This window comes from Photobacterium chitinilyticum, assembly GCF_004104355.1.
Taxonomy (GTDB): domain Bacteria; phylum Pseudomonadota; class Gammaproteobacteria; order Enterobacterales; family Vibrionaceae; genus Photobacterium; species Photobacterium chitinilyticum.
In genome coordinates, this window is record NZ_RJLM01000010.1 from 1 (window position 1) to 20443 (window position 20443).

Here is a 20443-nt window from a genome sequence, read left to right on the forward strand (position 1 = left end):
GGCAATAATTCGTAGATATGTACGACATCAGGACAAAGAAGAGCTTGAGTATGAGAATCAGCTTGAGTTGTTGAAAAACTGATAGCGTGGAATGCCCCCTTCTAGGGGGTGAATGTAAAGCCGCCTTCTTAGAAGGCGGATTTTTACTGTCTGTGCTTTAGTTCATTGATACTAGAACTGTTATGCCGAGTTGGATTTTTCCTTAATAAAATCAATAAATAGCTTGGTTTTAACATGGTTGTAGTCAAGCTTGGGGTAATAAGCGTAGGCTGAGCTGACTGGCTGTTTCAGCTCAGGCAGAACCGGGACGAGTAGGCCCTTGCCTAGCTCTCTCTTAACCATTTTCTCTCCGGTTAAGATGATGCCCATTCCGGCAACTGCTGCGGCGACCAGGGCCTCGGGGTTTTGGGTGGTGAAATTGCCTCGCAACCGCAAGCGCAGGTTGTTTTCAAAAACATGCTCTTGTTCATGACCATGCGTTCCAAATAGTAGGCAATTGTGCTGAGTCAGTTGCTCTGGAGTTTCTATTTGTGACTTATCTTCCAGATAACCGGGAGAAGCATAAAAACTGGGTTGGAAGTTAAATAACCGAGTCGCAATATAGCTGGAGGAGTTGAAGTCGGTTAGCTCCCGGCTAATAAACACATCCAGATTGAGATCAGGAAGTTGACCCGGTGTTATCGTATGCAGCTCTACCTGAATATTGGGGTAGGTTTCAATAAATTCAGCGAGGTAGTGAACGAGCAAACGGCTGCCGGTTGCCAACGGTGCCCCGATCCGTAGTATGCCGCTGACCTCGCCATAGGTAGAGGTTGTTTCGGCTAGCATCTGGTGCCAGTCTTCCAGTAGGCGGGCACTACGCTGATAAAATAGCTTACCGGCATCTGTCACTGTCAGGCTGCGGGTTGTCCGCTTTAATAACTGAACCCCGAGCTGTTTTTCCAGCCATGAAAGGCGTTTCGACAGGGCTGAACTTGAAGTATTGAGCTTCGTTGCTGCCTGGGCCAGAGACCCTTGATCGACAACCGTGACAAAGCTGGTGGTACACGTTATCCAATCCATATATTTGTAATATCCGCGGGCTGTTACTGAAACCGGTAAGCTGATGATAACAAACTGGACGATGATCTGAACAATCGACAGTGAAAAGCATTGGCAGGTTGGTCTGTTTGGTATTCATTAACAATTTTTTAAATTGTCGACCTGAACACTAACACTGCAGCCGTGGGAGTGATACTTTGCTCATTATACTTGTGCTTAATTGCTTGGATTGACTCGGTGGTGGGTCATTTGGGACGTCATTTATTTAGCTAGAATTGGATCCTTATGAGAAAAGCCTCTGGGATGAAGCTAACCAACCGTCTGGTTGCCTTTGTTACGCTCATCGTTATTTGTGCCATCTTCGTTATTTTTATCGGCGGTGCTGTCAGTTTTCGAAAGTTGGGACAGGACTATCTGACTCATTATATCGACGGTGTCGTTGAGGTGATTGATGTGGAGCTTGCCGATCCGCAAGGGGCGCAGTCTTTATCCCGTTGGTTACCCAAGTTACTGAAGGCCAGCAATGTTGTAGAGCTTGAGGTGGGAAGCTCGGCTGGGGTTATTTATACCTTCAAAGGACTTCAGCCTGTCAATGACCCTACAATTTTGCAGCAAAGCCACTATACGCTGAACCATAATCCGGGTTTTTTTATTAATTTAAAATCAATACCGCCGTATACGGAATTTACGTATTCCATCGGCGCCATGTCATCGATAAGCCTTGCCATTGTGATCATTATTATGGGGCTGGTGCGGGGCGTGAACTGGCTGCGTCAGCAACTCTATGGTTCGGAACTGCTGGAGCACCGCGGACGGTTGATCCTCGCCGGAAAGGTAGACGACAATGCGGTAGGGGATGAGCAAGAGTGGCCGGCTACGGCCAGCCTTGCATTGGACCAGATGATTGCCGAGCTAAAAGATGCCCGTCAGGAACGGAGTCGGTTTGATACCTTTATTCGTACCCATACTTTTCTTGACCAATTAACCGGAGCGGCAAACAGGGTACTTTTTGATAGCCGACTGCAATCGATGGTGCAGGATCAGGAGACGCACGGTGCCGTGATCCTGATCCGGATCTCTGACTGGGATGAGTTATTGACCGAAAAAGGCAAAGAGGTTGCCGATGAGCTGATTCAGGATGTCGGCATGATTTTGTCTAATCAGATCCAGCGTTATCCCGATACCGTCCTATCACGCTATTTTGACGCCGAGTTTGCAATTCTGCTGTCTCAGCAGTCGACAAAAGAGATCAAGCTATTTACCAATCAGCTATTAAAGGCACTAGAGAGGCTGGTTCCGGTACCGCCATTGCAGCAGGATAACTGGTGCCATATCGGGGTGACATTCTGTTCTAGCGGTGAGCGTCGCGGCCGGGTTATGGATGAAGCCGATATGGCTTTGCGCAGTGCGCAGCTTCAGGGCACCAACAGCTGGTATGCCTTCCAGAAAGAACAGCAATACGAAGATGCTCGCGGCAGTGTTCGTTGGCGTACTTTGCTGGATGCCGTGTTTAACAGTGGCGGGCCGATTTTATATCAGCAGCCGGTCTTAGCGCTGGATGACAAAACGATTATTCACCGTGAGCTGCTGGCGCGGATCCAGGATGAAAATGGCGTATTAATTAAAGCATCACGCTTTTTAACTGCAGTAGAGCAGGTCGGATTTAGCGCCCGGATGGACAGGCAGGTCATTAGCCAGGCACTTCAGCTCTTGAAAAGCCGCCCGGTGAGTGACTCCCTGTCGGTCAATGTCAGTGTCGAAGCATTATTGGAAAAAGACTTCGTCCGCTGGCTTCGCGATGAGCTGCTGCAAACGCCTCGTACGGTATTAAATCGTCTGTCGTTTGAGATTGCGGAAAGCGGATTGGTCAAACACCTTGATGCAATGCGGCCCGTGGTACGAATGTTGGTGGGTCTTGGTTGTAAGCTGGTGGTAGACCAGGCAGGCCGAACCATTGTTAGTACCCACTATATCAAGGATATAAAGGCTGATTATATAAAGCTGCACCGCGGACTGGTTCGTGAAATTGACCAACGGCAGGAAAACCAGCTTTTTGTCAGAAGTATGCTGGGCGCATGTGCAAACTCAAATGCACAGGTCATCGCTGTCGGTGTGGAAAATGAAAAGGAATGGCGAGTACTGAAGCTGCTCGGTGTGCAAGGTGGGCAGGGACGTTTCTTTGCCGCAGAAGTCTCTGTTAAAAATGACCCAAAAGAAATAAACAAGATGGGAAAAACGTTGTTTAGGCGATAACGGCTGGCAGTAAATAATACTATGTTATCAATAAAAGCTCGTTATAATGGTCAAATTATTGACGACTGCTAGTTATTAGCGCTTGTCCGTAGCAAAATATGTATATTTTGTGAGCAGTGTTGGAGTTTAATGAAATCTAAATCTTTGCTTAGTCGGTACTTTAAAAAGAAAAGCCGCAATAAACAGGCCTGCCTAGCCATTTTTGCTGATTCCATCACAGTTGCTCATGAATCAGGGCAGGAATGGATAACAGAAAGTATTGCAACTTCGACTGTTGGTGAGTGGGCTACGGCAATAACCTCTTTGCTTACTAAGCATCAGTTGGATGGCTGTGCTTTACGCTTGGTGCTCGGCCATGGTTTATATCAGAGTATGCTAATCGAGAAGCCGGAGCTGCCTCGTGAGGAATACTCGACGGCCCTGCCTTTTCTGGTTAAAGACTTGGTCAATGAGTCACCGCTTGAACTGGTTGCAGATGGTTTTCCGGCTCCGCTAAAAGATCGCTTGCAGGTTTTTGTTACTAACCGATCTCAGGTCGAGCAACTGATCCAAATTTGTAGCGATGCGGGTTGCGAAGTGATGACTATTTCTGCCGAGGAGGTGGTATGGGGTCAATTAACCGCACCTTCTCTTAGTCAGTTGGTATTGCACTGTCGTCGTAATGCAAGTTTGCAGCTCACAGCTTTCAAACAAAGGGAAATGTGCTTTCAGCGTCAGCTGCGTGGCTTCCCGTCTCCTTTGCTTGACGAGAAAACGGCGGGAGAGATCGGCAATAGCCTGCAGCTGGATGGCCTTGCTCTTGAATTGCAGCGTTCACTGGATTTCCTTAGTGCACAGTTACGTGATGCTCCTATTACACAATTACTGGTCTCGTGTGACGATGATGACGATAGTGCTTTAGCGGCAGAGCTGAGCCAGCGCCTGAGTGTTGCTGTCGTGGCAATAACGCCGCCACATCCGGCGCTGACAACAAATGCCGCCCGAATCGCCCAAGCTGCGCTGGCGGAGCCCGAAGGGGTTGGCATCAATCTATATAGCGATACCCTTAAGCCACAGGCTCAATTGCTAACATTGCAAAATGTGGTGCTTAGCTGGGTACTGGCCGCCGTGGTGATGGTTTCGATGGCTGGCTGGTATAGTTGGCATACTTATCAACAGCAGCAACAGTTGGTGGCAGAAAAAAGCCGTTTGGATAGCAAGCAATCAGAACTCGACCGAGCTAAAACGGCTTTGGCCAAACATATACCAAGTCCATTGAAGGTGGAGTTGGCCGGTGAGCTTGAAAAACATCTGGCGGCCAAGCAGGCCACGCTGAAAGCAATAGAAATGCATGATGACAGCTTGCAAGTTGGCTACGCCGGTTTACTACAGCAATTATCGGATGCGGCAAGTGGAAATATTTCCGTCAACCGTATTAGGGTGACAGGTAAGTTGCTGGACCTGGAAGGTTTGGCCCGGATGCCAGATTCTGTGCCGAGTTGGCTTCAGGCATTTAAAGACTACTCTGAATTGTCTGATCGCAATTTTCAACTGATGTCATTGGGACGAAACAAGCAAAATGTCGTGACATTTAAGCTGTTGGCCGAGCGTGGTTCGGCAATAACAGAGAAGCCAGTGCTGTCTGCGAGAGAGGATAAACAATGAATGGCTGGCAGAGATTAAGCGAGCGCTTTGATTTGCTGACTCGCCGTGAGCAGTGGATGATTTTGCTGTCAGGTTGGATCGCATTGTTATTTGTCGGCTTTGTGATGTTTATTGAGCCGCAAATCAAGACGTTGACATCTGTTAAGCAGCAAGTTGTTTCTGTCGCTAATGAAATAACCAGCAGCGTCAATCAGATCATTATGATTGAACGAAAATTACAGGCCAATCCCAACCAAGATATCGAGCAAAGAATTGACAGGCTGGAGCAGGAAAACTCGGTACTTGACGAAGAGCTACAGGGACGGGTAGCCAGCCTGGTGACGCCTGTACAGATGTCGGGGTTGATGGAGCAGGTACTTCAGCGCTCAGAGCGTCTGAAGTTGGTGTCGTTGGAATCGCAGTCACCGGTACAGCTAATCAACGGTAAAGATGAAGGGTATTACATTCATCCGGTTCGCCTGACGTTGCGCGGGCGTTATTTTGATGTGGTGAGTTATTTGGCACAGCTTGAAGCGCTGCCGGTTAAGTATTACTGGCGGAGTTTGAGCTATCAGGTTGATAAGTACCCTTGGGCTGATATTGAGTTGGATGTTTATACATTGGGCGAGAGTAAGGATTTCATTGGTGGTTAAATTAGGATTTGTTGCTATTGCCTTGCTTGGAATGCTCGCAGGCAATGCGCAGGCCAGTCAGGATCCTACGGCACCTCTTGGCTGGCAGGCTCCGGCCAAAAAGCACACTGTGACCAAGACCAAGTTGCCCCAGCTACAGGGGATTATTTGTAGTGAGTTGAATGCCTGTACGGTGATTTTGAATAATGTGTCCGTTGAACGAGGAGAGAGTGTCAGCGGGTACACCCTGGCGGACATTCGGGATGATCATGTCACAGTAACACGTGGTGGTAAAAAATGGCGTCTGGAGTTATTTGCCGACATTGTGAAAGCAAATTAAAAGAATGAAGTGGTTAACATGCGTGGATTAATAGTTGGGGTCATGATCGCGTCCTTGGTTGGTTGCTCAACCAACATGGGGCACCGTGATCCTGTTGAAGTCAAAGGGGCGCTGAATGAGGCGGCCAATGAAGCCAATAGCCGCCCGCTGGTCGATCTGCCGTCGGCCGTAAGTGCTGATCTGATGCCGACGTTGGACGGTGCTGATTATGTTTCCAATACGGCAATGGAAAAGCGTTTTCGCGTAAATGCCCGAAATGTCGATGCCCGCGCTTTTTTTGGCAGCCTGGTTAAAGGCACCCCTTTCAATATGGTGCTTCACCCCGAGGTCAAAGGACGAATTTCCCTGACCCTGCGTGATGTGACGTTGGGTGAGGTGCTTGATGTCGTGTCGGATATCTACGGCTATAGTACGACGCGCAAGGGCAACATTATCCAGATATTTCCGGCCACATTACGTACTGAAGTGATCCCGGTTGACTACCTGCAGCTAAAACGCCGTGGTGTATCGCTGACGTCACTCACGACAGGTTCGATTTCGAGCAGTGATTCGAACTCATCCGGTAGTAACGACGGCAATAGCAGCAGTAACAGCAATGGCACTAGCGGCAATAACTCGAGTAATAGCAATAGCCGCACAAGCACGGCCACTGGTGGCACGACAATTGAAACCACGTCCGAGAGCGACTTCTGGCAGCAGCTGGAAAAAGCAGTTCAGGCAATGATAGGTAGCGGTCAGGGAAGAAGCATTGTGGTTTCTCCGCAGGCCAGCCTGATCTCGGTACGTGCTTTTCCCAATGAATTACGTGAAGTGAAAGAGTTTCTCGGGATTTCGCAGCAGCGCCTGAAGCGCCAGGTGGTACTCGAGGCGAAAATCATGGAAGTAACGTTGAGTGACGGTTATCAGCAAGGGATTAATTGGAGCAATATTACCAAGACCATTGGTGGTACGGAAATTATTTTTGGGCGTCCGACGACCGATCCGATCCAGGCCCTACCGGGTGGCAATGCAATTTCTAGCCTGCTTGGCGGCCAGACTAATGTCACGATCAAAGATGGGAATTTTGAAGCCGTATTGAGCTTTCTCGATACTCAGGGCGATCTGAACGTGCTGTCCAGCCCCCGTGTGACGGCAGCCAATAACCAGAAAGCGGTAATTAAGGTTGGGGGAGACCAGTATTTTGTTACTGATATTTCTGGTGGCGAAGTGAACAGCGATGGTGGAACCTCCTCGCCAGATATTGAACTGACGCCCTTTTTCTCCGGTATCTCATTGGATGTGACACCGCAAATTGATGATGAAGGCGGGGTGTTATTGCATGTTCACCCAGCTGTGGTTGATGTGGAAACGGAAATCCAGAGTATCGAGCTGGGTCAAACCTTTGGTACCTACAAATTGCCTCTGGCCAAAAGCTCGGTGCGTGAATCTGACTCGGTTATTCATGCCCGTACCGGTGATGTGGTCGTTATTGGTGGTTTGATGAAATCGGCTACCAGTGATCAGGTCTCGAAAGTCCCGTTGCTTGGAGACATCCCTATGCTTGGTCACTTGTTCCGTAATGTAAATAAGCTCCAGACTAAAACTGAGCTGGTGATCTTGCTAAAACCAACCGTTGTCGGTGAGCAGACATGGCAAAAGGAAATCGAGCGCTCTCGCGCCTTGATTGCCGAATGGTTCCCTGAAGAGGGATAAGTCATGTACCAGTCGCATTTCGGCCTTAATGAGCTGCCTTTTTCGTTGACTCCAAACACGGCATTGTTTCATGCATTGCCGCCACATCTGGAAGCGATTCAGACCACGCTGGCGGCATTGGAAATGGGAGAAGGCATCATTCAGATCTCCGGTGAGGTCGGAACAGGAAAGACGCTGGTTTGCCGAATGTTGATTAACCAGTTGCCGGAGCCGTTTGAGCTGGCGTACCTGCCTACGCCTGCAGCCAATGGGCATGAGTTACGGCTCGCGCTGGCTCGGGAGCTGGCCATTCAGGCAGAGGAAGACAACACAGCCTTGACAGAGCGGCTCCAGCACGCGCTGATCACTCGTAAAGCGGTGGGTAAGACCGTGGTGGTATTGCTCGATGAAGCACAGGCATTGCCAGATGATGCATTGGAGGCACTTCGCTTGCTCGGCAATCTGGAGACAGAGCATGAGAAGTTGCTGCATATTGTTTTGCTGGCCCAGCCAGAGTTAGATCAAAGGCTTAGTCAGCATCATATGCGCCAGCTCCGGCAGCGGATCACGTTCCGAGCTTGTCTGCGTCCGTTAGATTTTGCCGAGACGGTTTCCTATATCGAATTTCGCCTAGGCAGCGCTGGTTGTGAACACGTGTTGTTTGAGCTGGCACAGTATCGTGAGATTTGGAAAGCCAGCCAGGGGATCCCCCGCCTTATCAATCAGCTTTGTCATAAAGCATTAATTGCAGCATATAGCAGCAATACTCAATTAGTAGGTCGTAAAGAAGTTTTGATGGCAGTTAAAGATACATTAGGGGCACGTCAGCCTAAATGGACATACCCGGTATTATGGGGATGGCATTGAGCATGAGCGAGATAAACAAAAAGCTTAACGCCTTGAGCCAAAAACATAGTAATCGTTCATCGACTTCTCTGCCGTTGCAAGCGGCAGTCGTAAAACCGGTTCCGCAGAACAATGGACCACGATGGATGATTGCCGGCCTATGTATCGCGGTGATGACCGGGGGAATGGGGTGGTGGCTTGGATCTCAAAGCCAGCTCAGCAACCCGAAAGAAGAGGTTGTCAGTGTGGAGCCGGTAACGGTTAAGCCGGCCCCCGAGCTCCCCCCTGCTACAGTCGCGATGGTTGCAGAGCCTGATATTGAATCCGATGCAGAACTGAAAGCTGTACCGGAAACTGTATCAGAAACATTGCAGCAACCCGTGGTTGTCAGCACGGCCAAAAAGATTGATATACAGCCAACCAGTACCAAGTCAGTGGTGGCCAAGCCTGTTTCTAGGCAAATTACTTCAGTGACAAGCGAGATGAAGCCGCCGGTGCCTGACGTCAAGAAGACAGCAGCGGTGGTCCACGAGGCGAAGTCGAATACAGAGCAAACGGCTAAACAAGAAAACCTCAATGTTCAATCGGCCGGTTACGAAGAAGACAAACTGACTGAAGGGTTGATGATTGAAACCGTTGAACTTGATGCCGGACAGCTCGCCAATGTGGAATATAAAAAAGCGCAGAAGGCCCTGAAATCAGGAGATAGCCGCAAAGCGATTGGTTACCTGAGGCAGACTCTGAAATACCAGCCGGAATGGGTCAAGGCAAGGCAGAAGCTGTCGGCGTTGTATTACGGACGGGGCGAGAACCGTAAGGCTGTAGCGACTTTGCAAGACGGATTGGTACTTGATGGTGATCAGCCTGACTTGCGTTTGACGATGGCAAGACTGTTGGTTAATGAATCTCAGCAGCAGGCTGCCCTGAATGTATTGAGTCGCCTGCCAGAGAAAAAACATAGTGGCTATCTGGCAATGCGCGGGGCATTGGCCCAGCAGCTCAATAACAACGAATTGGCAATGAGCAGCTATCAGTTGCTGGTTAAAGAAGAGCCTTACGATGGCCGCTGGTGGCTGGGGCTGGGTATTGCCTTGGATCGTAGCGAAGCGGCCGGGAAAGCCCTCGATGCCTATAAACAGGCATTGCTAAGGGGACGAATTTCACAGCAGTCACAAAAGTTTATCCAACAGCGCCTGGCGCTGCTTGAGGCTCGGGAGGGCTAAGCGGATGCAAATCAGATTAAGAAAGCGTCTTGGTGACTTGCTGGTAGAAGAAGGGATTGTTAAACAGGATCAGCTTGAGCAGGCGTTGGGTAAACAGCAGACGACCGGCCGTAAGTTGGGAGATACCTTGATCAGCATGGGCTTTTTGAGTGAGCAGCAGATGCTCTCTTTTTTGTCCCGTCAACTTGATATTCCGCTGGTGGATCTTACTCGGGTGTCGGTGGATATCGATTCGGTACCGTTGTTGTCTGAGGTTCATGCCCGCCGCCTGCGTGCTCTGGTTATCGGGGCTCGGGGGGATACTGTTCGTGTCGCGATGAGCGATCCGGCTGACTTGGCAGCGCAGGAAGCCGTTTACGATCAGTTGGCCCAGTATCGTGTCGAATTGGTTATTGCACCAGAGCGTCAGTTGATCGCCGCTTTTGACCGTTATTACCGACGGACGCAGGAAATCGTTTCGTTCGCCGAACAGCTGCAGGCCGAGCACCAGAGTGGCTCGGACTATAGTTTTGGCTTTGATGATTCGGATAACGATGAAGTGACAGTTGTTAAGCTGATCAACTCCTTGTTTGAAGATGCAATCCAAGTTGGCGCTTCCGATATCCACATCGAGCCGGATAGCGATGTGCTGCGTATTCGCCAGCGTATCGATGGTGTACTGCATGAGACTTTACTCAATGAGGCCAGTGTATCGGCGGCGTTGGTACTTCGTCTGAAGCTAATGAGTGGGCTGGATATTTCAGAGAAGCGCCTACCACAAGATGGCCGCTTTAACGTTAAGGTGCGCGGTCATTCGGTTGATGTCCGCGTATCAACAATGCCGGTCCAGCATGGTGAATCTGTCGTGATGCGATTGCTTGATCAGTCGGCAGGTATCCTGAGTCTGGAAGAGATCGGTATGCCCGGTGATCTGTTGCCGCGTTTTCGTCGTCAGCTTAAACGACCCCATGGAATGATCCTGGTGACCGGCCCGACAGGATCCGGAAAAACGACCACCTTGTATGGTGCACTCAGTGAACTGAACAAACCGGGTAAAAAGCTGATCACGGCAGAAGACCCGGTGGAATACCGTCTGCCCCGAGTCAATCAGGTGCAGGTAAATAGCAAGATTGGTCTGACATTCTCATCTATCCTGCGAACGTTCCTGCGTCAGGACCCCGACATTATTCTGGTGGGTGAGATGCGAGATAAGGAAACGGTCGAAATTGGCCTGCGTTCGGCACTGACTGGCCATTTGGTTCTGTCTACCCTGCACACTAATGATGCTATCGACAGTGCACTACGGATGATGGATATGGAAGCGCCGGGCTATCTGGTTGCCAGTGCGGTACGAGCTGTACTGGCGCAACGACTGGTTCGCCGGGTATGTAACGATTGCGGCGAAAGTGACGAGCTTGATGGGGCCAAACAGCAATGGCTGAAGGCGCGTTTCCCGAAGCATTTACACAACAATTACCGCCAAGGAAGAGGCTGCCAGAGTTGCAATTTTACTGGCTATAAAGGACGAATAGGGGTATTCGAACTGCTTGAATTGGATCAACCAATGATGGATGCATTGCGTGCCAATGATGCAGTCTTGTTTAGTCAAATTGCCCGTAATGCCAAGGGTTACAAGCCCCTGATTGAGTCAGCGATGGATCTGGCCCTTGAGGGGCGCACTAGCCTCGAGGAAGTCTTGCTGCTGGGTGACGGTGAATTGAATACCGCTGATTTTAATATCGATAATTTCAATGATGGCCAAGTGCTGTAATTGCGCGGTAGGAGTGAGTTTGTATGCCGATATTCAACTATCGCGGGCGTGATAACCAAGGTGGCTTAAAGCGCGGGCAAATTGAAGCCGCAAGCCAGGATGCGGCAGCCGATCTTCTGATAAGGCAAGGCATCATCCCGTTGGAAATTCGTCAGGGGAAAGCGCAAGGGCAGGGGTTGGATCTCCAGTCTTTATTCAAAAGTCGTATTCCTCTGGAAGTGCTGGTGATTTTCTGTCGCCAGCTCTATAGCCTGACTAAGGCCGGCGTGCCTTTGTTGAGGGCAATAAAAGGGCTGAGTCAGAGCTCGGCCCATCCATTGATGAAAGAATCGCTAGATGCCGTATCCGATGAGCTTACCAATGGCCGTCCGCTTTCGGTGGCGATGAAGCAACACCCTCGGGTGTTTTCTGAATTGTATGTATCGATGATCCATGTCGGCGAAAATACCGGTCGGCTGGATGAATCATTGTTGCAGCTGGCGAACTATTTTGAGCAGGAAATGGAAACTCGGCGCCGGATCAAGTCGGCGATGCGTTATCCGACGTTCGTGATATCGGCAATCTTGCTGGCGATGGTGGTACTGAACGTTAAGGTGATCCCGCAGTTCACCGCCATGTTCAGCCGTTTCGGGGTCGACTTACCGCTACCGACACGGATTCTGATCGCCAGCTCTAACTTTTTTGTCAACTACTGGCCACTGCTGCTAGGGGCGTTGGTCGCAAGTTGGATCGGGATCCGAATGTGGCGACAGACGCCGGCAGGTCATGAAAAGTGGGACCGATGGCGGCTAAAAGTGCCAGTTGTCGGCGATATTGTTAACCGGGCACAGCTATCGCGTTTCTCGCGTACATTTTCCCTGATGATCCGTGCCGGCGTGCCTTTAAATCAGGCGATCCAGATGGCCGCCGAAGCCTTGGGAAACCGCTTTCTGGAAAACCGCCTGATAGAGATGAAAAATGGCATCGAGGGTGGCAATACGATTGCCAGTACTGCCAGCCTGTCTGGGGTGTTCACACCACTGGTGTTGCAGATGATAGCCGTGGGTGAAGAAACTGGTCAGGTTGATAACCTATTGCTCGAAGTCTCCGATTTTTATGACCGGGAGGTCGATTATGATCTGAAGACCCTGACGGCACGAATAGAGCCGCTGTTGTTACTTATCGTGGCAATCATGGTTCTGCTCTTGGCTCTGGGGATCTTCTTGCCGATGTGGAGTCTGCTCGATGTGGCTAGAGGCGTTTAACCAACAACAAAAAAAACGCCTCCAATATTTTATTTGGTTTTGTGGTGTTTCTTTTATTGTCACCAGCATGTTGGTGCAAGGGATCGAAATCAAGGAAGAAGCCGAGCACACCAGGCTCAATGTTTTGAAGCAAACCTTTTACAAAAGTGCCTCAACGCTACGCCAGCAGTGGGAGCTTCAAGACAAGCCTGCGCAGTTAGATATTGCGGGAATGAATGTTGAATTTACTGCTCGTGGTTGGCCTGTCGTATTTAATGATAAAGGTACTGACTGTCGAAAAATATGGGATTTATTGGCATCAAGAAGCGGGGCTGTATCGTACCTTCGTTTTGACTCAAAAAAAGAAATGAGATCAGCTCGATATAATTCCTGTTATTACCAAGTAAGTGACGGTAATTGGCTGGAATTATTTTATAAAAATGAGACAATACACATTAACGGCTTTTTGACGGGTCAAGCGTCATTCTTATGACGAACAGAGAAGTATCATAATGAAAAATCAACGCGGTTTTTCCCTTGTAGAGCTCGTTATTGTGATTATTGTTGTCGGCCTGCTGGCGGCAACAGCACTGCCTCGTTTTCTACAGGTAACCGATGAAGCCAAGAAAGCCTCGATTGAAGGCGTCGCTGGTGGTTTTGCTACTGCAGTTTTGTCTGCTCGTGCCCAGTGGGAAGCCAATGGCCGTCCTGTCGATAGCAGTGGCCAATATCAGGTGGACTACGATGGCACCGACTTTTTGCTGACCAAGGCAACAACAGATAAAAGTGTCCGTGATGGTTACCCCTATGCATTGAAAAATGGTACCTCTGATGTCGGTGCTATCAATGCAACAGACTGCCAGGCGTTGCTAGAGAATTTGTTACAGAACCCGCCGCTGGCAACAACTAGCAGTCGTGATGCGGTGAGTGGGAATTATTTGTTTTACGTTAAAGCCGGTACTGATAATTCAGCAAAGCTTTGTCGTTATTACCAACTGGCTTCGGCCGGAACGAATGGAGCGGGCTCAACTGACGTTGAGGCCGGACATTCATTTACGTATAAGCCGGCTTTAGGCCGCGTCGAAGTCAATTTGAAATAAATAGGAGTGAGTTATGAAACGTCAGGGCGGTTTTACGCTAATTGAACTAGTAGTTGTGATTGTAATTTTGGGTATTCTGGCGGTAACCGCTGCACCTAAGTTTATGAACTTCCAGGATGATGCGCGTATCGCATCGCTACAGGGCCTGAAAGGTGGTATCGATGGTGGTGCATCAATCGTATTTGGTAAAGCTGCGTTAACAGGCAAGGATTCAGGAAAGAAAAGCGATACTCCTGCTGCTGTAGTGGAAGGTATTAAAACGCATTATGGGTATCCGACTGCTGCTACCGATGGAATTAAGCTTGCTGTAACTGGTCTGGATTCTGACGATTGGGTGATGGCTTTTGGTACTGAAGGAACAGGCCCGACTGCGACAAGCAATGGTGCATTTACACTGACAAGTAAGAAACCTAGCACTCTAAATTATGCCAACGTTATAGCAACCAAATGTTATGTCAAATACAGCGAAGCAACAGGTTCTACTGCTGATAAAGCGGCTAAAACAACTATCGTAACGACTGGTTGTAATTAATTTAAATAGGGCTCGTCTGAGCCCTATTTTCCGAACTGCTTTCTTTATTAAAGCGGCTCGGAAAATAGTCAAAGTTAATTCTGGTAGGGATCGAATGAAAAATCGCCAGCAAGGTTTTACATTGGTTGAGCTGGTGGTTGTGATTATTCTCGTTGGAATACTAGGTGCCACAGCGACCTCTAAAATGATAGGCAGAAGCAGCTTCGATGCCCACCTGAATCGTGACCAAGCGATCTCCATTGCAAGACAGGTTCAAATCCTGTCAATGAACCACCTAGTTACCTCTGCCAATGATGCCAATGCCTCCTGTTATTCCTTGCAGGTATCTTCGGGCTATTTGGGAAGTCCGCGCTGTGATAACGTTCTGCCGGGAATGCCGCCTGCGCTAACGGCTGCAGATAATAACCTGAGGCTATCCGCCGAAGGTCTCGCTGTCGAAAATCTGTATTTTGATATGCTGGGTCAGCCTTTTTATTTTACCGGTACGGGTGAGAATGAAAAACGGGTAAGTGCCTGTCGCAGTCGTTCAGGTTGTAAGATCACCTTCCGTTCTGGCACCAATGAACAAACCACGATGTGTATCAATCAAGAAGGGTACATCTATGCCGGCTGCTAAGTCTCTGCATGCAAGCTCGGGTGCGACACAAGGCGCAAAACAAGCAGGCTTTACCTTGATTGAAGGTATTATCACCATCGTGATTTTAGGCATTGCGATGATAACCCTCACCAGTTTCTTGTTTCCTCAGGTTGAGCGTTCGGCAACGCCTTATTACCAGGCCCGCGCTGCGGCAATTAGCAATGCATTCCTCAACGAAGTCTTGTCGCGCAAGTTTGATGAAAGCTCTGATCCCTTCGGCGATAGTGTAGTGCGCTGCGGAGAGACGGGGGCTCAGGCGTGCACTCAGCCTGAAACGTCGGGCAGTTGGCCCAGAGATGAACAACAGGATGACGGCACAAGCAAAGAGTATTTTGAGTATGTCGATCCAGTGAATGGAAATAGACTTGGTTGGGGGCTGATGGTGTCTGCTGCCGATGATGTAGACGACTTTCACGGTTGCTGGGGGGAGTTATCTCTGTGTGGCAAGCGATATAGCAGTAACCAATATCCATGGCGTGGATTCATTGAAAACCTGCTGGCGGAGAATAAGGGAAAGAATGACCGTTATCTAAACATGACGGTAAAGATTGCGGTTAGCTACGATAAGTCTTTAAACACCGCCTACCCGAATGATGCTTTTCCGAATCAGCATAAACGCATTGATATCGAGGTCGATACGGGCCGCTATGGCAAGTATGACTTTGTTGCCTACAGGAGCAATTACTGATGTGGCGGCAGAAAGGTTTTACACTGATTGAAATGGTGATGGCCTTGGTGATCCTTGGCATTATTTCATTGGCAATAGGCAGTTATTTACAGCTGGGGGCACAGGGTTATGTCGATACCGTCAATCGTGACCGTGCACAGGCGGTTGCGCGCTTTGCTCTGGAAAAAATAACCCGGGAAATTCGCCATGCTGCGCCCAATAGCGTATCGACCTCTAATGAGGGAGCTTGCCTGTCGTTCTATCCGGTTCGGTATTCTGGTTTTTACCAAGGAAGTCCTGAGACAAATATGATCAGTGTCATCCCGGCGGTGGGTTCTGTTAACGACTGGAAAGCGATTGATACCAAAGCTGATCTTGTTTTGGCTGTCGGTTTGCCTTCGCCCGCAGAGTATGACGCAAAGCGTAACCCTATTCGTTCTGTGACTGAGGGCGCAGAGCAAGGTGAGCTGACCGTGAATGCAGGCGCGGCGCTGTTGTATTCGTCACCGGCCCAGCGGGCTTATATCTATGGCGATAAAGTCGAATACTGCTTGGCTGGAAGTCTGCTGACTCGTCAGGGGAACCGAATTGCCGAGGATGTAAAGACTGTCGAGTTTGTGGCTGAAGGTGCAGGCCTGCAGAATAACGGCATGGTGCACATATCGTTGACTATCGAAAAAGGCTATACCGGTGGAGATGCTGTTGAAGGCAGTACCGGCGAAGCCTTCAACTACAACCACACGGTGCAGGTGATCAATGTTCTATAGCAAGCAACGTGGCAGTGCATTGATTGTCTCGGTTTTTATTATTACCGTGATGGCGGCCTTTGCGGCGGCAATGATCCGGATTGATTGGTCCGGGCAGGATATGACCTCGCGGGAAGTGTTTGCGACTCGGGCATGGTTTGCGGCGCACTCGGGCAATGAGTATGTGCTGAGCAAGTTGTTTCCTCTGGGGCAGAAAGCCTCTGCTCCTGATGCGTGTTCAGAAGGGAAGAGCAGCGACTCCAAAACGTACACGGTCAATGCCAGCTTATTTCAGTGCAAGGAAGTTAAGGTCGTTTGTACCCGACATAAGTATGGCTCCGGAACTCCCACCTCTTATAAATACCAGCTAGAAAGCAGCGCGACCTGTGGTAGCGGGAAATTTGCAACCACTCGGATTCAGGAAACCTGGGCAAAGGATTTGAAGTGATGAAAAATATTTTTTGGTTGGCTTTCTGTGTGGAGGTATTATTTTTCAGTCTGTCTGTTCACGCCTCTTGTGGCCGTTTACAGGTCAATAAAGGCTTTGATGTCGTTTTTCGTCTTACTGATGTTCAACATCAAGAACGGGTTATTTTGACCGGACAGAACGGTAGAAAAAAAATATTGTGGTCAAATATTCCCGGTGATGTCGCGATAATCAATGATAGTGATTATCGCTGGACAGTTAAGGGCCAAAATTATGATATTTGGCTGCATTACACTCCCGGTAAGGGAAAGAAATCACCCGGAACGCTGAAATACTATTTTTATCGCTGGGATTTAAACCCTAATCGATGGGGACTCGCGATGGAAAAAAAATCGGTAAATATTTCCGGTTTAAGTAACAATGTTTATGTTTCCGGGCAGAGTACGGAAATATTAAATTGTAACGGCACAATTGAGCCTCTACCTGAGCCTAGCCATTGTGAGCTATTTCCAGGGCCTGTACAGAGTTGGCAAGGAAACACGAATAACCTGATAACAATGGATCGTTACAGCAAGATAGCGAAGGCTGATAACTATCAGATTGGTTTCTCAAACCAAATAATCAATGGTTATCCTTCCGATTATCATCCGCCGCAAACCCCCCTCCTTGGCCTGTGTGATGGTAACAGTTGCCAGCTCAACGGTAAGGTAGCGCAGAAAAAAGCACTGAGCTGGGATAATTCAGGAGCCTCTAAGCAACTGGAAAACACCGTTATTACTGCTAATGAAACAGCAAGTCCCGGTACCTCCTATCAAGCCGTACGGAGTTGGACATACGGTTTAACGATCGAGCCTCGTGGAAACTTAACGCTGCCTTCCGGCGAGTACTGGGTCGACGCTGCTGATATTCGGGGGGAGCTGACTATTGATGGCCAGGTGACGTTGCATGTTAAGGATAATTTAAATATTGGCGGGGCAGTGAATACCTTAAGCCCTACCGATAATTTGACTATCTTTGCTTATAATTCAGGAGAGGCATGTCCGCTTCCAGCTAATTACCCCAGTGGCCCCCCTCAGGTTAATGTTGATTATGCGGTCAACATTAATGTATCCGGACAGTTTAACGGCAGGATTTATTCTCAGGGGCCAGTCGCCCTGTCTAATGCGACAACCTTGATCGGGGCGGTAACGGCCTGTCAGCTACAGATGAGTAATACGGCTCAAATTATTGGCGATAGCCAGTGTTTTGATCCGCCTCCGGAAGAAGAATATCTGTTAGACCTAATTCCCGACGAAGACTTGCAGCTTGTGTGCGAGCGCCTGCCCGTTGAGTTTCAAGTAAAAGATAAGAACACGAAATCATTGGTTGCAGATTATAGTGGCAAGGTCATTATCTCTGCTGAAGATACGTTCCCGTCTGGAAAGGCATTTTGGTACTTCAGCGAGACTGGGGGGGGAAATACCAAGCGTGATATTACGGGCAATAATACTTCTTTTGATGTCAGCGGCGGTAAAGTGAAGCTCTGGTTGAAAAGTGATTATATCGGCTCGATAGACGTGACAGGAAAGTTGACGACAGGTATGGCCGATCCGAAGACGGGGAATTTCCAGTTTGTGCCCTTTAAGCTGGAAATTCAGCAGAATGAACTCAAAACTGTAGCGAATAAACCCCAGGATATCTCGATTGTTGCCAAGGCATGTGCAGACGATAAGGTTGATGATTCTGTGGCTAACGGTTATACCGGTATCAGAACACTCAGGCTTGAAACCGCGTATACAAAGCCTAACATTTCGTCTGGAACCAAAGCCGCCAGTATCTTACTGAAAGACAAAGACGGAAACTGGCAATCTGGTGAGGGTAAATTTGAGTTCAAAGTAGAAAGAAACTCAGACAATACAGAAACTGCCCGGGCTCGCTCGGTTCTGAAATATGCCGATGCGGGAATAACCAAACTGACGTTCTATGATCCTAATTGTACCAATAAAAAATGCGATGTAGAGCCGATAGCCCGCTTGATGAAGTCTACTGAGACCTCTTTGAAGAACTGGGAGCGCTTAGAGGGGGAGCTGTCGGTTGCGACACGGCCATATACCTTTGCGCTGTGTAACGATGGAACCGCAAAATCTATTCAAGATGCCTCAGGCACGTCTGAGCAAGGTCACCGCTTTGTTGCTGCCGATGAGCCATTCGGTGTGAAAGTCAGGCCTGTAGTCTGGATTGAAAGTGATGGCAACGGCGGTATTGATGCGAATCAGAATGCTACAGCTGCTGTTGATAGTTCCGGGATGTGCGATCGTACCATTACTTATAATTTTTATGCAGCCGGTGCCCCTGCAGCAACGGTAGCCTTGAGTATTCCTAGCGGTTACGGGGTCAACCCCCATTCGCCTGATGAAGCGGGCGCAATAACAGGAAGCCTGACGAGTACAGAGTTATCTCATGCACAGATAAAAGATAAGGCATTTTCTGCCAGTTGGAGTGAGGTAGGCAGTATCTGGTTGCAGGCTGATACACAGGCCAAATATCTGAATATGGATATTAATATGGGTCAACGACCTGTCGGCCGTTTTTACCCGGATCATTTTGCCGTGTTTGTTAAAGCGGGCGGAAGCGAAGGCATTATTCCGGCCAATGGCTCGTTCTCTTATATGGAACAGCCATTTACCGGTAAGTTTACAGTCAAGGCAATGAATGCCTCAGCGCCTGTCGGTAACTACCACCTATTTGCCTCGTCGTTACAGGCTGATTTTGGCTTATGGCTAGGCAGCCTTGTGGAGAATCAGTATAAGGCCTTTGATCTGGCAAGGCTTCATATTTGTGATACCAAAGAGTGTAAGGCGAATTTAGCTTGGCAGGGCTGGAGCAATGTCGCCCAGAGCTCGGTCTCCCAGCAAAGCGGGCGGGTTTTTGATGCTACGGCTGGCAATGCGCCCAGACTGACGATATCACGGCTGATAGATACGAGCTTTACCTGCTCGTTTGACGATGCAAACAGTTGCTCCAAGGCCACAAAGGCGGATGGGCCTTATCAGGCTCTCGATTTCAGGGTCAAAGTCAGTAAATTTGCTGATGGTGTTGATTTTATTTTGTCGGAGACTGAAAATAATCAAAATGCTGTGGGGGCCTATGTCGACAGAGCTGATATTCGCTATGGGCGTATGATGATGGAGGATGTGGGGGGGCGTGCCGATAGCAAGATTGCCATACCTCTTCGTGTCGAATATTGGGACGGTAGCCGATTCGTTATGAATTCCGATGACAGGCTCTCAGTATTTGCCGGGGGCAATTACTGTCAGCAAGTTATCGCCCAGTCAGATTCAGCTGTCAAAAACAGTGAGTCCAGAACCGAAGGTGACGGTACCGTTTCTGCCGGAGAGACGAGCTCTGGAGAGTTTGTCGCGGTACCTCATTCTAAAGTAAATTATCGTGAGCAAGCTCGGTTCTGGCAGCGATTAACGTCGGGTATACCAGTAGACATAAAAGAGGGGATCTGCGTCGGCAGCCACTCCAATCAACCTTGGCTTCAGTTCAACTGGCGCAAGTTTGGTGATGAAAGCCCGTCTGCCGTTGTTACCTTCGGTGTCTATCGCGGCAACGATCGCATCATTTATCGTGGTGAAAAAGGTATGAATCAGCTGCTCAACTAAATAAAATGCGGATCTGTGGCAGGTTTGACAAAGCTTACCTTGTCTCGATCCGTGCCCCTTGATACATTTAGCGCAATTTAACGAA

General features: G+C 49.0%; 18 protein-coding genes and 1 pseudogene. 18 read left to right on the forward strand and 1 reads right to left on the reverse strand.

What is annotated here, in order from left to right; all coding sequences use genetic code 11:
• Positions 1-82, forward strand: a pseudogene (locus EDI28_RS19100) (IS200/IS605 family transposase); the annotation flags it as partial.
• A 98-nt stretch (positions 83-180) separates the two neighbouring features.
• On the opposite strand, the gene EDI28_RS19105 reads toward EDI28_RS19100, so the two are convergent.
• Positions 181-1062 (reverse strand): LysR family transcriptional regulator, encoded by an 882-nt coding sequence (locus tag EDI28_RS19105; protein ID WP_128785489.1) that lies wholly within the window; start codon positions 1060-1062, stop codon positions 181-183.
• Positions 1063-1326: 264 nt separating this feature from the next.
• Here EDI28_RS19105 and csrD point away from each other — a divergent pair, with 264 nt between their 5' ends.
• From csrD to EDI28_RS19190, 17 genes are all read left to right on the forward strand, one after another.
• Positions 1327-3294, forward strand: a complete 1968-nt coding sequence (gene csrD, locus EDI28_RS19110) for an RNase E specificity factor CsrD (RefSeq protein WP_128785490.1) — start codon at positions 1327-1329, stop codon at positions 3292-3294.
• 129 nt (positions 3295-3423) lie between these two features.
• Positions 3424-4938, forward strand: a complete 1515-nt coding sequence (locus EDI28_RS19115) for a PilN domain-containing protein (protein WP_128785491.1) — start codon at positions 3424-3426, stop codon at positions 4936-4938.
• The gene (locus EDI28_RS19120; RefSeq protein WP_128785492.1) at positions 4935-5570 is read left to right on the forward strand and encodes an MSHA biogenesis protein MshJ; all 636 of its coding nucleotides are present in this window, start codon (positions 4935-4937) and stop codon (positions 5568-5570) included. The genes EDI28_RS19115 and EDI28_RS19120 overlap by 4 nt, the downstream gene beginning before the upstream one ends.
• Entirely contained in the window at positions 5563-5889 is a 327-nt protein-coding gene (locus tag EDI28_RS19125; protein ID WP_199287466.1) for an MSHA biogenesis protein MshK, read from the forward strand. The genes EDI28_RS19120 and EDI28_RS19125 overlap by 8 nt, the downstream gene beginning before the upstream one ends.
• 18 nt (positions 5890-5907) lie before the next feature.
• Positions 5908-7581 (forward strand): pilus (MSHA type) biogenesis protein MshL, encoded by a 1674-nt coding sequence (gene mshL / locus EDI28_RS19130; RefSeq protein WP_128785493.1) that lies wholly within the window; start codon positions 5908-5910, stop codon positions 7579-7581.
• A 3-nt stretch (positions 7582-7584) separates the two neighbouring features.
• Positions 7585-8427 (forward strand): ExeA family protein, encoded by an 843-nt coding sequence (locus EDI28_RS19135; protein ID WP_128785494.1) that lies wholly within the window; start codon positions 7585-7587, stop codon positions 8425-8427.
• A 2-nt stretch (positions 8428-8429) separates the two neighbouring features.
• Positions 8430-9629 (forward strand): tetratricopeptide repeat protein, encoded by a 1200-nt coding sequence (locus EDI28_RS19140; RefSeq protein WP_128785495.1) that lies wholly within the window; start codon positions 8430-8432, stop codon positions 9627-9629.
• Positions 9630-9633: 4 nt separating this feature from the next.
• On the forward strand, positions 9634-11379 hold the full coding sequence (locus tag EDI28_RS19145; protein ID WP_128785496.1) for a GspE/PulE family protein: 1746 nt from the start codon (positions 9634-9636) through the stop codon (positions 11377-11379).
• Positions 11380-11402: 23 nt separating this feature from the next.
• Positions 11403-12623: a type II secretion system F family protein gene (locus tag EDI28_RS19150; RefSeq protein ID WP_128785497.1), complete on the forward strand. Its 1221-nt coding sequence runs from the start codon at positions 11403-11405 to the stop codon at positions 12621-12623.
• On the forward strand, positions 12604-13095 hold the full coding sequence (locus EDI28_RS19155) for a hypothetical protein (RefSeq protein ID WP_128785498.1): 492 nt from the start codon (positions 12604-12606) through the stop codon (positions 13093-13095). The genes EDI28_RS19150 and EDI28_RS19155 overlap by 20 nt, the downstream gene beginning before the upstream one ends.
• Positions 13096-13111: 16 nt before the next feature.
• A complete protein-coding gene (locus EDI28_RS19160) occupies positions 13112-13702 on the forward strand; it encodes a prepilin-type N-terminal cleavage/methylation domain-containing protein (RefSeq protein ID WP_199287467.1) in 591 nt (196 codons plus the stop codon).
• A 13-nt stretch (positions 13703-13715) separates the two neighbouring features.
• Entirely contained in the window at positions 13716-14234 is a 519-nt protein-coding gene (locus tag EDI28_RS19165) for a type II secretion system protein (RefSeq protein WP_128785500.1), read from the forward strand.
• A gap of 94 nt (positions 14235-14328) precedes the next feature.
• Positions 14329-14850, forward strand: a complete 522-nt coding sequence (locus tag EDI28_RS19170) for a prepilin-type N-terminal cleavage/methylation domain-containing protein (protein ID WP_128785501.1) — start codon at positions 14329-14331, stop codon at positions 14848-14850.
• Positions 14837-15559: a type IV pilus modification PilV family protein gene (locus tag EDI28_RS19175; protein ID WP_128785502.1), complete on the forward strand. Its 723-nt coding sequence runs from the start codon at positions 14837-14839 to the stop codon at positions 15557-15559. The genes EDI28_RS19170 and EDI28_RS19175 overlap by 14 nt, the downstream gene beginning before the upstream one ends.
• Positions 15559-16305, forward strand: coding sequence for a PilW family protein (locus EDI28_RS19180; protein WP_128785503.1), 747 nt, complete (start codon positions 15559-15561; stop codon positions 16303-16305). The genes EDI28_RS19175 and EDI28_RS19180 overlap by 1 nt, the downstream gene beginning before the upstream one ends.
• Positions 16295-16732, forward strand: a complete 438-nt coding sequence (locus tag EDI28_RS19185; RefSeq protein WP_128785504.1) for a hypothetical protein — start codon at positions 16295-16297, stop codon at positions 16730-16732. The genes EDI28_RS19180 and EDI28_RS19185 overlap by 11 nt, the downstream gene beginning before the upstream one ends.
• Complete coding sequence (locus EDI28_RS19190) at positions 16732-20358, forward strand: polymer-forming cytoskeletal protein (RefSeq protein WP_128785505.1); 3627 nt, start codon at positions 16732-16734, stop codon at positions 20356-20358. Before EDI28_RS19185 ends, EDI28_RS19190 begins: the two co-directional genes overlap by 1 nt.
• Positions 20359-20443: the final 85 nt, after the last annotated feature.

What these genes read in the sequence shown, in the direction of transcription:
- EDI28_RS19105 (WP_128785489.1), bottom strand. Translation starts at nt 1,062, where the DNA reads ATGGATTGGATAACGTGTACCACCAGCTTTGTCACGGTTGTCGATCAA.
- EDI28_RS19135 (WP_128785494.1), top strand. Translation starts at nt 7,585, where the DNA reads ATGTACCAGTCGCATTTCGGCCTTAATGAGCTGCCTTTTTCGTTGACT.
- mshL (WP_128785493.1), top strand. Translation starts at nt 5,908, where the DNA reads ATGCGTGGATTAATAGTTGGGGTCATGATCGCGTCCTTGGTTGGTTGC.
- EDI28_RS19165 (WP_128785500.1), top strand. Translation starts at nt 13,716, where the DNA reads ATGAAACGTCAGGGCGGTTTTACGCTAATTGAACTAGTAGTTGTGATT.
- csrD (WP_128785490.1), top strand. Translation starts at nt 1,327, where the DNA reads ATGAGAAAAGCCTCTGGGATGAAGCTAACCAACCGTCTGGTTGCCTTT.
- EDI28_RS19170 (WP_128785501.1), top strand. Translation starts at nt 14,329, where the DNA reads ATGAAAAATCGCCAGCAAGGTTTTACATTGGTTGAGCTGGTGGTTGTG.
- EDI28_RS19190 (WP_128785505.1), top strand. Translation starts at nt 16,732, where the DNA reads ATGAAAAATATTTTTTGGTTGGCTTTCTGTGTGGAGGTATTATTTTTC.
- EDI28_RS19145 (WP_128785496.1), top strand. Translation starts at nt 9,634, where the DNA reads ATGCAAATCAGATTAAGAAAGCGTCTTGGTGACTTGCTGGTAGAAGAA.
- EDI28_RS19180 (WP_128785503.1), top strand. Translation starts at nt 15,559, where the DNA reads ATGTGGCGGCAGAAAGGTTTTACACTGATTGAAATGGTGATGGCCTTG.
- EDI28_RS19115 (WP_128785491.1), top strand. Translation starts at nt 3,424, where the DNA reads ATGAAATCTAAATCTTTGCTTAGTCGGTACTTTAAAAAGAAAAGCCGC.
- EDI28_RS19175 (WP_128785502.1), top strand. Translation starts at nt 14,837, where the DNA reads ATGCCGGCTGCTAAGTCTCTGCATGCAAGCTCGGGTGCGACACAAGGC.
- EDI28_RS19120 (WP_128785492.1), top strand. Translation starts at nt 4,935, where the DNA reads ATGAATGGCTGGCAGAGATTAAGCGAGCGCTTTGATTTGCTGACTCGC.
- EDI28_RS19150 (WP_128785497.1), top strand. Translation starts at nt 11,403, where the DNA reads ATGCCGATATTCAACTATCGCGGGCGTGATAACCAAGGTGGCTTAAAG.
- EDI28_RS19140 (WP_128785495.1), top strand. Translation starts at nt 8,430, where the DNA reads ATGAGCGAGATAAACAAAAAGCTTAACGCCTTGAGCCAAAAACATAGT.
- EDI28_RS19155 (WP_128785498.1), top strand. Translation starts at nt 12,604, where the DNA reads ATGTGGCTAGAGGCGTTTAACCAACAACAAAAAAAACGCCTCCAATAT.
- EDI28_RS19185 (WP_128785504.1), top strand. Translation starts at nt 16,295, where the DNA reads ATGTTCTATAGCAAGCAACGTGGCAGTGCATTGATTGTCTCGGTTTTT.